The following is a 12,870-nucleotide window of genomic DNA, read 5'->3' as shown; positions in this document are numbered from 1 at the left end:
GATCGTGGTCAGCTCTCGTAGTGATCGCGCACCAGCCGGTCGAGCAGCCGCACGCCGAAGCCTGAGCCCCAGGACTGGTTGATCTCATTCGACGGCGAGCCCATGGCGGTGCCGGCAATGTCGAGATGCGCCCAGGGCGTGTCCTTGACGAAACGCTGCAGGAATTGCGCCGCTATGATGGCGCCGCCATAGCGGCCGCCAATGTTCTTCATATCGGCGTTCTTGGAATCGATCAGCTTGTCGTATTCGGCGCCGAGCGGCATGCGCCACAGCCGCTCCTGCGTCGCCTGCCCTGCCGCCGCAAGCCTGTCCGCCAATTCGTCATTGTTGGAGAACAGGCCGGCATAGTGGAGGCCGAGCGCGACCATGATGGCGCCGGTCAGCGTCGCCAGATTGACCATGAATTTCGGCTGGAAGCGGTCGTTGCAGTACCACAGCGCGTCGGCCAGCACGAGACGCCCCTCGGCGTCGGTGTTGAGCACCTCGATGGTCTGGCCCGACATCGAGGTGACGATGTCGCCGGGACGCTGGGCATGGCCATCGACGGCGTTTTCGACCAGGCCGATAATGCCGACGACATTGGCCTTTGCCTTGCGCGCGGCCAGCGCATGCATGAGGCCGGTCACGGCGGCAGCGCCACCCATATCCCCCTTCATGTCCTCCATGCCCGAAGCCGGCTTCATCGAATTGCCGCCGGTGTCGAAAGTGACGCCCTTGCCGACGAAAGCGATCGGGCCGTCCTTGGGCTTGCCGCCGTTCCACTGCATGACGGCCATGCGCGCGCCGCGGGGCGAGCCTTGCGCGACGCCGAGCAGCGAGCCCATGCCGAGCTTCTTCATCTCCTTCTCGGTCAGGATCTCGACCTTGACGCCGAGCGTCTCGAGTTCCTTGGCGCGAGCCGCGAACTCGACCGGTCCCAGTATATTTGCCGGTTCGTTGACAAGGTCGCGCGCCAGAAGCACGCCGTCGATCACCGCCTCGGCATCGGCGAAGGCTTTCTTGGCGCCTGCCGGGTCGGCGGTGTGGATGGTTATCTTGGCCGGCTTCTTCGGATCAGCCTTTGTGTCATCCTTGTCCTTGCCGGTCTTGTATTTGTCGAAGGAATAGCTGCGCAGGAGGATGCCTGCCGCAAGGTTGGCGGCGTCCTTGCCATCAATCGAAGCGCCGGCAAGGTCGAGCACCACGGCGACGTCGGTTGCCTTGCGCAGCGACGCCGCAATGGTGCCACCAAGTTTCAGCCAGGCATATTCATCGAGCCCCGCCGCCTTGCCCGCGCCGATCGCGACCAACCTGTCGAGCGACGCTCCTTCCGGCGCCAGTATCTCGACGACGCCGGCGAACTTGCCGGTGAATTCGGCCACCGGGAAGGCCCGTTCCAGCGTCTTGCCGGGATCGTAAGCCCTGGCCGCATCGCCCAGGCCGCCGTCATCCGCCGACAGCACGAAGACCGTGCCCTTCCGGTTCGCCGCCGTCTGCGGCGCGGCGAATTTTGCAAAGGCGATCGATGGTCTCGGGTTCATCATGTCCTGCTTTCGGGGATGGCGTGCGAAGCGTTTGAAGCGATCCGCGACATTTGGTCGTTTTCCGGCATTTGGCAAGACTTTGCCAAAATGGCTACCCATATGACAGTTGGAATCGATGGCGATTCGTCGCGGCACGGCCCCGCTTCATGCCGCAACCTGTTGTTAACCATCGATGTTCGTCCTTTCTTATCCATTCCCTCCGACACTCCGATCCATTGCGGCGCGCGACGTGGGACGGGAACCGGATCGCCTGCCTGATCGAGCCTATCGGAGCCAGTTGTGCGGGCGTCGCCGGGCAGCTACCCTTAGCGTGGTGGCATGATGCCGTTCGAGAAAATCGAGTAAAGCCTTCATGAAGGTCGTTGAACGCTACATCATGCGCCGCGCTTTCGTGGTCTTTCTGGCAGCGCTGGTCTGGACGCTGGCCATCGTGTGGACCACGCAGGTGCTGGCCAAGATCGACCTGGTTACCGACAGCGGCCAGTCGTCGCTGACCTTCTTCGAGGTCGCCGCGCTTATTCTTCCCTCGATCATTCCGATCGTCGTGCCTTTCGCGCTGGTGGTGGCGGTCGCACAGACACTCAGTGTCATGAATTCGGATTCCGAACTTGCCGTCGTCAACGCCGCCGGCGCATCGCGCTGGACGATCGTGCGGCCAATCATGCTTCTGGCCCTTGCGGCGAGCGTATTTTCCTTTGCGGTCGACAACGGCATCGACCCCTATGCGCGGCAGAAGAACCGCGCTTTGGTGGCGCAATCGCGCGCCGATCTGTTGTCGCTGATCATCCAGGAGGGCACATTCCGCAAGATTGAGGATGGGCTGTTCCTGCAGATTGGCGAGCGGCTTCCGGACAATCGGCTGGGCGGCATCTTCGTCGCCGATTCGCGCGAGGAAGGCGTCAATCTCGTCTACTATGCCAAGACCGGCAGCGTCGTCGAACGCGGCGGCGAAAAGGTGCTGATGATGAATGACGGCGTCATCCACCGCAAAACGCTGACCGGCGACCTCAGCGTCATCCGGTTCACCTCCTATGCTTTCGACATGTCGGCCTTCATGGCGGCGGCCTCCGAGGTGACGCTGCTGCCGAAGGACCAGACCACCCAGTACCTGCTCAATCCCAACGTCAACGACAAGCTTTATCAGCAGGCCCCTCAGCAATACCGGGCCGAGATCGACCAACGATTTTCGGAATGGCTGTATTCCATGGTGTTCGCGCTGATCGCTCTGGCGGTCGCAGGGGACGCGCGCTCGCATCGCGAGGCTCGCGTCAATCCTTTAATCACGGCCATCACCATATCCCTCTTCGTGCGCTGGCTGGGTTTCTTTGCCGCAAGCAAGGCCGATGAAGTGCCGCAATATGCCTACATGGTCTATGGCGTGCCCATAGTGGCCTCCGCGGTGGCGATCTGGTTCATCGTCTCCAACCGGACCATGGAACTGCCGGTGGCCTGGGCGGACTGGATGACAAATCTGGCCAGCCGAGTCGGCGACAGCTGGAACGCCCTCAAACTGCGCTGGTCCAGGCGCGGCACCTCAGGTCAGGGGATCGGCTGATGGGCTGGACGCTGGGTCGTTATTTCTTTTTCCGTTACGTGACGATCACGATCTGGTTCTTCCTTGGCCTGCTGGCGCTGGTGTTCCTGATCGATTTCACCGAGCTGTCCGGCCGCACCACCGGTCTGCCCGGCTTCACCTACGGAACGGCGGTGGCCATTTCAGGCCTTCGCATGCCGATGATCATGCTGCAGACCGTGCCGTTTGTCGGCCTGTTCTCGGCGATGGCAACTCTGGTTTCGCTCAACCGCCGCTACGAACTGGTCATCGCGCGGTCCGCCGGCGTTTCCGCCTGGCAATTCCTTTTGCCATGCTGCATCGGCGCGTTGCTGTTCGGCTTTGTGTCGGTCGGGCTCATCAACCCGCTGGCCGCGCATGCTTTCTCCTTGTCCGAACAGATCGAAACCCAGTTGCGCTCCGGCAAATCAAATACGGTTTCGGCCGACGCCGCCCCCTGGATTCGTCAGAAAACCAGCACCGGCGACACCATCATCGGCGCGCGGGCCATCCTCGACCAGGGCCTGGAGATGGCCGACGCAGTCTTTTTCGTCCTCGACCAGCAAGGCAACATCGTCGAGCGCAAGGACGCCGCGCGCGCTTACCTGCGGGACGGCTATTGGGAATTGCAGGATGTGAAGACCTTCAGGAACGGCACCATCCAGCCCGCGGCAAGCGATCGTGTGCCGACCAATCTGAAGCCTGAATTCGTGCAGGAGCGGCTGGCGCGCCCGGAGACCATCCCGTTCTACGACCTGCCCGGAAAAATCGAGGTTGCCCGTTCCTTCGGCCTCAAGGCAAATGCGTTTGCCATGCAGTTTGATTCGCTGGTGGCGTTGCCGTTCCTCCTCGTCGCCATGACGCTGATTGCGGCAACAGTTTCAATGCGATTTGCGAGGATGGGACAATCGGCAACGATGATTCTGGGTGGCGTCGTTGCCGGGTTTCTGCTTTATGTCGTTTCGGTGCTGGTGAAGGCATTCGGCGTGGCGGGGTTCGTGCCGACTGCCATAGCCGCCTCGGTGCCAGTCGTGGTAGCTATGTTCTTCGGGGTGACTTTCCTGCTATACAAGGAAGACGGCTAGTGAGGGAGGCGTTTTTGCCCAGCAGCAGGCAGGCCCATTTGGCGCGCCTTTATGCGGCGAGCGCCTTGGCGTGCCTGCTTGCCTGCGCCGTGCCGTTGCCTGCGTTGGCGCAGGAAGTCGGCAAGATGGCGACCAACGTTCCGTCCGGCTCGCAGATGCTGCTGGCGGCCGACACGCTGGTCTACAACAACGACAACCAGACGGTGACCGCCGTCGGTGGTGTGCAGATCGACTATGGCGGCAACCGCCTCGTCGCCCAGAAGGTCATATACGACCGCAACACCAAGCGGATGGTTGCCACCGGCAATGTTGAAATCGTCAACAGCGACGGCACCAAGATCAATTCGCAGCATATCGATATCACCGACGATTTCGCCGACGGTTTCGTCAATGCGCTGCGCGTCGAAACCATCGACAAGGCCTATTTCGCCGCTGAGAGCGCCGAGCGCATGGGCGGCGTGCTGACCACCTTCCACAATGGCGTCTACACCGCCTGCGAGCCGTGCGAAGACAAGCCAGACAAGGCTCCGACCTGGCGCGTGAAAGCCAGGAAGATCATCTGGAATGGCGAGAAGAAGACGGTTCGCTTCGAGAATGCGAATTTCGAATTCTTCGGCTTTCCGCTCGCCTATCTGCCGGCTTTCGAGATCGCCGACCCGACGGTGAAGCGCAAGAGCGGCTTCCTGATCCCGGGCATCAGCTACAACAGCCATCTGGGATACAGCGTCAAGGTTCCCTACTATTTCGCGCTTTCGCCGACATATGACCTGACGGTGTCGGGAAGCGGCTATACCAAACAGGGTTTCCTCGGTGAGGCCGAGTGGCGCCAGCGCTTCAACAATGGCGAATACAGTTTGAAGATCGCCGGAATTCAGCAGCGCGATCCGGACGCCTTCATCGACCGCGCCGGGCGCAACGTCAATTCGGGCACGGCGGGCGATCCCAACAAACTCCGCGGCATGATGGGCACGCAAGGGCAGTTCGCTATCAACGAACGCTGGAATTTCGGCTGGGATGTGCTGCTGCAGACCGACAAGAACTTCTCGAGCACCTACAACATCGACAAGTACAATGGCAGCACCCATCAGTCGACGGTCTACCTGACCGGGCTCAATGGCCGCAACTACTTCGATGTGCGCGCCATGCACTTCGATGTGCAGGAAAATACACTCAACAGCAATATTGCCGCGCGCAGCAACCAGCAGCCCTGGGTGCTGCCGTCGCTTGACTACGCCTATATCCCCGACGCGCCGGTGGCCGGCGGCCAGCTGTCGCTCAACGTCAACACGCGGGTCTTCCGCCGCGATGAACTCGACCAGACTTTCAACGTTCCTTACAATGCCGGCACGCCCGTGCAGCGCGTGCGCGGCATCGAAGGCGAATCCGGCCGCCTCACCACCGAGGCCGAATGGAAGCGGACGTTCGTAACCGACGACGGGCTGGTGCTGACACCGCTGCTGGCGCTGCAAGGAGACGTCGACTACGTCAACGCGTCATCGGGTTCGCTCGCGGCCGTCAACCAGATGGCGACCAATCCGCTGATAAATGCCAACGACGATATGCGCTCGTCGTTCGCCCGCTACATGGCAACCGCCGGGCTCGAGATGCGTTGGCCGCTGCTGTTTTCCATGGCCAGCGGCTCCAGCCACGTCGTCGAGCCGATGGCGCAGCTGTTCCTGCGTCCGAACGAACAATATGTCGGCGGCCTCGCCATTCCGAATGAAGACGCCCAGAGCATGGTGTTCGACGCGACCACCCTGTTCGAGCGCGACAAATTCTCCGGTTATGACCGCATCGAAGGCGGCTCGCGCGCCAATGTCGGCTTCCGCTACTCGGGCTCCTATATCAACGGCTGGGGCACCAATGCGATTTTCGGCCAATCCTACCAGATCGGCGGCGAGAACTCCTTCGCTGCGCCGGATCTGGTCAATGTCGGCGCCTATTCGGGCCTTCAGGACACCAAGTCCGACTATGTCGGCCTGTTTGGCATCAGCAGCCCGAACGGGTTCGCGGCTTCCGTCAGCGGCCGCTTCGACGAACAGACTTTCGAGGTTCGCCGCGCCGAGGTGAAGGCAGCCTATTCAGGCCTGCCGGTGTCGCTCAGCGCCAAGTACGCTTTCATCCAGGCCCAGCCGCTTTACGGTTTCACGACCGACAGGCATGAGGTGACACTCGGTGCGTCCACGCATCTTGCCGAAAACTGGCGCGTGTTCGGGACAGGAACCTATGATCTGCAGCAAAGCCTGCTGGTCAAGGACGGGGTCGGTTTCGCCTACAACGATTCCTGCTTCACCTATCTGATGACGTACTCGCAGTCGCGCGACCTGAACACCAGGGAAGTGACGCAGAGCATCGGCTTCAACCTGTCGTTCCGCACCCTTGGCGACTTCGGCTCGTCGACCAGCGCTATCGACACCATCCAGTAGCCGGCGAGACATCGTTTCGCCGCATAGGGCTGGCACGGATTCGCGCACCCGGAAGAGGACGAAATTGGGCGGAACCGGGATAGAATTGGGATGCTAACGATGAGGAAATACCTCTTTTCAGCAGGGTTCGCGCTGCTTGTGGCGGCGACATCCGTGTCGATGACGGTCATGACGCCGCCGGCTTTTGCCAGCGCGATCAAATACGTCGTCAACGACGTACCAATCACGTCGGGCGATATCGCGCATCGCGCCGCCTTCCTGAAGCTGCAGCGCAAGAAGGGCGATGCCGCCCAGGAAATGATCGACCAGACGCTGCGCCTTGCCGAAGCCAAGCGACTTGGCATACGCATCAGCGACGCTCAGGTCGAGGCGGCCTACCAGCGCTTTGCCACCAACAACAAGATGCAGCTCAGCCAGCTTGATGGCGTGATGGAAAAATCCGGCGTCGGCAAGGATCATTTCAAGGAATTCATCCGTGCCCAGATGGCCTGGAACCAGGCTTTGAGCGCGCGTTACCGTTCCGGTGAAGGCGGCAGCGTGACCGAGCAGGATGCGGTCAGGCGCATGCTCGACAAGGGCGGGGCCAAACCGAGCGCCACCGAGTACATGCTGCAGCAGGTCATCTTCGTCGTCCCGGCATCTGAACGCAGCGCGACGCTGGCCAAGCGCAAGCGCGAGGCCGATGCCATGCGCGCCCGCTTCAACGGCTGCAACACGACGCGCGAATTCGCCAAGGGCCTGCTCGACGTCACCGTTCGCGATCTGGGCCGGGTGCTGGCGCCGCAACTGCCGCCGGACTGGGCCGAGCAGATCAAGGCGACCAAGGTCGGTGGCGCGACCACCACGCGCGAGACCGAGCGTGGCGTCGAGTTCATCGGCATCTGCTCGTCGCGCGAAGTGTCCGACGACAAGACGGCCCAGATGGTGTTCCAGAGCGAAGGCTCCAGCGACAAGGCCGCCGACGAACTCAGCAAGAAATATGTCGACGAGCTGAAGGCGAAAGCCCGCATCGTCAAGCGCTGACGTGAAGAGCGCAATGACCGCGCTGGCGCTAAGCGTCGGCGATCCGTCCGGCATCGGCCCCGAAATCGCCATCGCCGCCTTCCTGGCGCGCGAGGCGGTCGCCCTGCCCGCCTTTTATCTTTTGGCCGATCCGGCGCTGATCGCCTCACGGGCAAGCCGGCTGGGCGTGTCGTTGCCGATCGTCGAGACGACACCGGCACAGGCGGCGCAGGCTTTCGCCCGCACCTTGCCGATCGTTCCACTGGCGGCCCGGTTCATCGACAGACCCGGCCGGCCGGATCCGGCCAACGCGGCCGGAACCATCGAGGCGATCGATCGCGCTGTCGCCGCCTGCCTTGCCGGCGACGCCGCCGCCGTGGTCACCTGTCCGATCGCCAAGAAGCCGCTCTATGATGCCGGTTTCCGCTTTCCCGGCCATACCGAATATCTGGCGCATCTGGCGGCCCGGCACAGTGGTGTCCAGGCAATGCCGGTCATGATGCTGGCAGGCCCGGACCTTCGCACGGTTCCCGTCACCATCCACATCGCCCTGGCCGAGGTGCCGAAGGCCCTGACCACAGCACTGATCGTCGCGACAGCGCGCATCACCGCGGCCGACCTCGCCGGCCGCTTTGGCATCGCCAGGCCGAGGCTGGCCATTGCCGGCCTCAATCCGCATGCCGGCGAAGGCGGTTCGATGGGCTTGGAGGACGAGCATATCGTGCGGCCGGCGGTCGACATCCTGCGCGCCGAGGGCATCGATGCTTTCGGCCCCCTGGCGGCCGACACGCTGTTCCATGCGCGGGCGCGGGCAGGCTACGATGCTGCACTTTGCATGTATCACGACCAGGCGTTGATCCCGGCCAAGACGCTGGCCTTCGACGATGCGGTCAACGTCACGCTCGGCCTGCCTTTCATCCGCACGTCGCCAGACCATGGCACCGCCTTCGATATCGCCGGCAAGGGCATTGCACGGCCGGACAGCCTGATCGCCGCATTGAAGCTCGCCAGAACGCTCGCCGACACCGACAAAAAGGCCGCGGCCGCATGAGCGCCTCCGTTTGGGGTCCTAACGCATGAGCATCGACGGGCTGCCGCCGTTGCGCGATGTCATCGAGCGCCATGGGCTGCAGGCGAAAAAGGCGCTCGGCCAGAACTTCCTGCTCGACCTCAATTTGACCGGCAAGATCGCCCGCAGCGCGGGCGACCTGACAAACACCACGGTGATCGAGGTTGGTCCTGGCCCCGGCGGCCTGACAAGAGCGCTGCTTTCCAACGGCGCCCTCCGGGTTGTCGCCATCGAGCGCGACGAGCGCTGCCTGGCGGCATTGGCCGAAGTCTCCGCTCACTATCCCGGCCGGCTGGAGGTGGTTTCCGGCGATGCGCTGAAAACCGACTTCGCCGCCCTCGCCTCCGCGGCCGCCGGAGCCAGCGGTCAGGTACGGATCGTGGCCAATCTGCCCTACAACATCGGCACTGAATTGCTCGTGCGGTGGCTGACGGTCGTGGACTGGCCACCCTTCTACGCCTCGATGACGCTGATGTTCCAGCGTGAGGTTGCCCGGCGCATCGTCGCCGAGCCGGGCAGCGACGCCTATGGCAGGCTTGGGGTGCTGGCCGGCTGGCGCACGAAGGCCAGGATCGCCTTCGACGTGCCTCCCCAGGCCTTCACGCCGCCGCCCAAGGTGACCTCTTCGGTGGTGCATCTGGAGCCGCGCGTGACGCCCCTGCCCGCTGACGTCAAGAAACTCGGCCGCGTCACCGAAGCCGCCTTCGGCCAACGCCGCAAGATGCTGCGGCAGAGTGTGAAGAGCCTCGGCGGCGAGGCCTTGCTGGAGCGTGCGGGCATAGATCCGACCCGCCGCGCCGAAACGCTCAGCGTCGAGGAATTCGTCAGGCTGACCAATTCTGTTTAGCGCCGGTCTGGAATTGCGACGATGCAGGAATAGATAGTCCGGCGAGCATGCCGGAGAAACCTAAATGCCTGCCTATATCATTTCCGATGTCACCATCCGCGACCAAGACGCATTCCAGACATACCGCTCGCGTGCCGCGGCTTCCATTGCCCATTATGGCGGGCGCTATCTCGTACGCGGTGGCCAAGTGGATACGCTGGAGGGCGAGTGGCATCCCACACCGCTGATCGTTGTCGAATTTCCTGACATTGAGCAGGCACGGCGCTGGTACGCATCCGCCGAGTATGCTGCAGCGCTGGATGTGCGCGACGCCGCGCTCAGCCGCCATCTGATCCTGGTCGACGGCATGGCGGCCTGACGCCAATCAGACGGTTTTCTCGTCCAGCAGCCCTGAGACGAAATCGAAGAGACCTGGCCGACGGTCGCGCCGCAATCGTTCGGCGACAACAATACCGCGCACCTCGGCGAAGGCGCGGTCGAGATCGTCATTGACGATGACGAAATCATATTCCTTCCAGTGCTCGATCTCGTTGCGGGCATTCTTCAGCCGCGTCTCGATCACCGCTTCCTGGTCCTCGGCGCGTCGCTTCAGGCGGGCCTTCAATTCCTTCATCGATGGCGGCAGGATGAAGATCGAGACGATGTCGGCGCGCATCTTCTCCTTCAGCTGCTGTGCGCCTTGCCAGTCGATGTCGAACAGCATATCGCGGCCCTGCGCCAGCGCCAGTTCCGCGGGCTCGCGCGGCGTCGCATAGCAATTGCCGTGCACCTCCGCCCACTCGAGCAGCGCATCGGAATCACGCAACCGTTCGAACTCGCGCATGGTGCGGAAATGATAATGGACACCCTCGATCTCTGAGCCGCGGCGCGGTCTGGTGGTGACCGAGACCGACAATTCGAGGCTGGAATCGCTTTCCAGGAGGTTGCGCGCGATCGTCGACTTGCCGGCCCCGGATGGCGACGACAGGACGAGCATCAGCCCCCGGCGGCGGATGCGGGATCCCAAATCCCTGGGAACCATCGGTTCCTTGGCGACCATCGGCTACTCCAGATTCTGGACCTGTTCACGAAACTGGTCGACCACCGCCTTCAGCTCCAGCCCGATCGCGGTGACGGCTGCGGCGTTCGACTTCGAACACAGCGTATTCGATTCGCGGTTAAATTCCTGTGCCAGAAAATCGAGCTTCCGGCCGACGGCGCCGCCGCCCTCAAGCAGCGCCCGGCCAGATGCGACATGCGTCTTCAGCCGATCGATCTCTTCGCGAATATCAGCCTTGGTGGCGAGGAATGCCGCCTCCATGTGCAGCCGGCTCGCATCCAGATTGACGGACGCGTCGATCAGCAGCCTGACCTGCTCGGCTATGCGTTCACGGATCGCCGCCGTCTCGCGGGACGGATCCGCCTCCGCGCGCAGCGTCAGTGCCTCGATGGCGTCGATGTGGCCAGACAGCAGCAAAGCCAGGGCCGCACCCTCGCTTTGCCGTGCCTGCTCGAGTCCTTTCAGCGCGACGTCGAGCGCAGCCATGATGGCGCTGTCGAGCGCGGCGCGCGCCTCTTCGGTTTCCACGGTTTCGGGAATGTCGAGCACGCCACGCAGCGACAGCAACCCGTCTGCCGTCGCGGGAGCAACGCCGAACTGTTCCTGCAGCCGCTTGGCGAGACCCGCAAGGTCCTTCAGGAACGCCTCGTTGACGACGGGTTGCGCCTGCGTGCCGGCGGCGCGGCCAATGGTCAGCGTCGCCTGGAAATTGCCGCGGGCAAAACGCTTCTGCAGCGTTTGCCTGACCGCCGGTTCCAGCCGCTCGAAACCTTGCGGCAGCCGCAGCCGCACCTCGACGCTCTTGCCGTTGACGGACTTGACCTCCCAGGCGATCGAGGTCCCGTCATGCTCGGCGACCGCACGCGCAAATCCGGTCATGCTCTGTAAATTCATGTCGCCTGCACATCCCTGGCGCATCACCCCGAAACCAGTTTCCGGACAGGGCAAGTGCTGTTTGAAAATAACCCCGCCGTAGGTGCGTCGAAATCGGACGCGTGGCGTTCCTTCAAATGTCAGGCTGTCGCCTTTCGGGCAATGCCTTTCTTCGCCTATTGGGCATCGCCCGCATCGCCGCCGGCGTCGCCATTGTCGCCACCAGTGCTGCCGTCGGCAGGTTTGTCGGTAGCAGGCTTGTCGGCGTTGCCGTTTGCACCAGCGGGAGCGGCGGCCTTGGCCGCGTCATCGGCCTGCTTCTTCTGCAACGCACGATATCGGGCGACGTTCTCATTGTGCTCGTCGAGCGTCGCAGCAAAGACGTGACCGCCCGTGCCGTCGGCGACAAAATAGAGATCGTCGGTCTTCGATGGATTGGCCACGGCCTCAAGCGCTGCGCGGCCCGGATTGGCAATGGGCGTCGGCGGCAGGCCGTTGATCATATAGGTATTGTAAGGCGTCTGCTTCTGGATGTCCGACTGGTAGATCGGGCGGTCAGCGGGCTTTCCCTTGCCGCCGAACAGACCATATATGATGGTCGGGTCGGATTGCAGGCGCATGCCCTTGGCCAAGCGGTTGAGGAAGACGGCGGCGACGCGCGAACGCTCGTCACCCTTACCGGTTTCCTTCTCGACGATCGAGGCCAGCGTGACGAAGTCCTCGATATTGGCCAGGGGCAGGTCCGGCGCGCGCCGCTGCCAGACCTCGTCGACCAGTTTCTTCTGGTCGGCCACCAGCTTGTCGATCATCTGCTGACGCGTCGCACCGCGCGTGAAGCGCAGCGTGTCGGTGGCAACGCTGCCCTCGGGAGGCGTTGTCGCCGGCATGTCGCCGCTCAAGGCGGGTTCATCGGCGATACGCTGCAGAGCCTGCTCAACCGTCAGCCCTTCAGGAATGGTCAGCGAGTACATCACCGACTTGCCGCTTTTCAAAAGCTCCATGATGTCGCGCATGGATGCCCGGGGCTTGATTTCGTATTCGCCGGCCTTGAGCGCGGAATCGTTGCCGAAAGCACGCACGCCAAGGCGGAAGACGCGGGCGTCGCTGATCAGTCCACGGCGCTCAAGCTGGTCGGCGATGTCCTGGACGCCGGTGTTCGGCTTGACCAGGAAGGTGTCGCCATTGGCCGATGGACCGGGTTCAGTGAATTCCTGCTTGCCGAAGTAAAGTGCCGCGCCCGCGGCCAGAACCATCAGCATCACCAGGGAGATGACGAAGTTCATGAACACCACGACCTGGCTGCGCGAAGCGCGCGAGCGCTTCGGCGGCGGCGTTCCGGCTTCCGGCCGCAAGGCCTCGCTGGCTGTCTTCGGCACGATCGGTCCGGTATTGTTCGCCGGCCGTTGCCCGACTTCTCCATTGCCCGCCGGATTTGTGGTCATCTCGCCCTACCG

Annotated in this window: 11 protein-coding genes; 7 read left to right on the top strand and 4 right to left on the bottom strand. The window is 62.9% G+C overall.

All coding sequences use genetic code 11. The features are described from left to right. Window positions 1-8: 8 nt before the first annotated feature. Entirely contained in the window at window positions 9-1,520 is a 1,512-nt protein-coding gene (locus tag ACLGL5_RS19340; protein ID WP_069093373.1) for a leucyl aminopeptidase, read from the bottom strand. Between the two features lie 355 nt (window positions 1,521-1,875). Between ACLGL5_RS19340 and lptF the strand changes: the two genes are divergently transcribed. The 7 genes from lptF (at window position 1,876) to ACLGL5_RS19305 (ending at window position 9,862) form a co-directional block, all read left to right on the top strand. Next, on the top strand, window positions 1,876-3,078 hold the full coding sequence (gene lptF / locus ACLGL5_RS19335) for an LPS export ABC transporter permease LptF (protein WP_019857280.1): 1,203 nt from the start codon (window positions 1,876-1,878) through the stop codon (window positions 3,076-3,078). Beyond that, a complete protein-coding gene (gene lptG / locus ACLGL5_RS19330) occupies window positions 3,075-4,160 on the top strand; it encodes an LPS export ABC transporter permease LptG (protein WP_027046677.1) in 1,086 nt (361 codons plus the stop codon). Before lptF ends, lptG begins: the two co-directional genes overlap by 4 nt. Continuing rightward, complete coding sequence (locus tag ACLGL5_RS19325) at window positions 4,160-6,586, top strand: LPS-assembly protein LptD (RefSeq protein WP_494372744.1); 2,427 nt, start codon at window positions 4,160-4,162, stop codon at window positions 6,584-6,586. Before lptG ends, ACLGL5_RS19325 begins: the two co-directional genes overlap by 1 nt. A 90-nt stretch (window positions 6,587-6,676) precedes the next feature. Next, window positions 6,677-7,609 (top strand): peptidylprolyl isomerase, encoded by a 933-nt coding sequence (locus tag ACLGL5_RS19320; protein ID WP_069091808.1) that lies wholly within the window; start codon window positions 6,677-6,679, stop codon window positions 7,607-7,609. Window positions 7,610-7,622: 13 nt separating this feature from the next. Next, window positions 7,623-8,639, top strand: coding sequence for a 4-hydroxythreonine-4-phosphate dehydrogenase PdxA (pdxA, locus tag ACLGL5_RS19315; protein WP_171903276.1), 1,017 nt, complete (start codon window positions 7,623-7,625; stop codon window positions 8,637-8,639). 25 nt (window positions 8,640-8,664) lie between these two features. Continuing rightward, a complete protein-coding gene (gene rsmA, locus ACLGL5_RS19310; protein WP_069091806.1) occupies window positions 8,665-9,504 on the top strand; it encodes a 16S rRNA (adenine(1518)-N(6)/adenine(1519)-N(6))-dimethyltransferase RsmA in 840 nt (279 codons plus the stop codon). 64 nt (window positions 9,505-9,568) lie between these two features. After that, window positions 9,569-9,862 (top strand): DUF1330 domain-containing protein, encoded by a 294-nt coding sequence (locus ACLGL5_RS19305; RefSeq protein WP_069091805.1) that lies wholly within the window; start codon window positions 9,569-9,571, stop codon window positions 9,860-9,862. A gap of 6 nt (window positions 9,863-9,868) precedes the next feature. On the opposite strand, the gene gmk is transcribed toward ACLGL5_RS19305, so the two are convergent. From gmk to mltG, 3 genes are all read right to left on the bottom strand, one after another. Continuing rightward, on the bottom strand, window positions 9,869-10,525 hold the full coding sequence (gmk, locus tag ACLGL5_RS19300; protein ID WP_027053294.1) for a guanylate kinase: 657 nt from the start codon (window positions 10,523-10,525) through the stop codon (window positions 9,869-9,871). Window positions 10,526-10,546: 21 nt separating this feature from the next. Further along, complete coding sequence (locus ACLGL5_RS19295) at window positions 10,547-11,437, bottom strand: YicC/YloC family endoribonuclease (protein WP_069093372.1); 891 nt, start codon at window positions 11,435-11,437, stop codon at window positions 10,547-10,549. A 155-nt stretch (window positions 11,438-11,592) separates the two neighbouring features. Next, window positions 11,593-12,858 carry an endolytic transglycosylase MltG gene (gene mltG, locus ACLGL5_RS19290; protein ID WP_019857270.1) on the bottom strand — a complete coding sequence of 422 codons (1,266 nt, stop codon included), beginning with the start codon at window positions 12,856-12,858 and terminating at the stop codon, window positions 11,593-11,595. Between the last annotated feature and the right edge of the window lie 12 nt (window positions 12,859-12,870).

The sequence above is a fragment of the Mesorhizobium sp. U510 genome (genome assembly GCF_059180695.1).
Note: the sequence above shows the minus strand (reverse complement) of the source record. Positions and strands in the feature narration are given on the sequence as shown.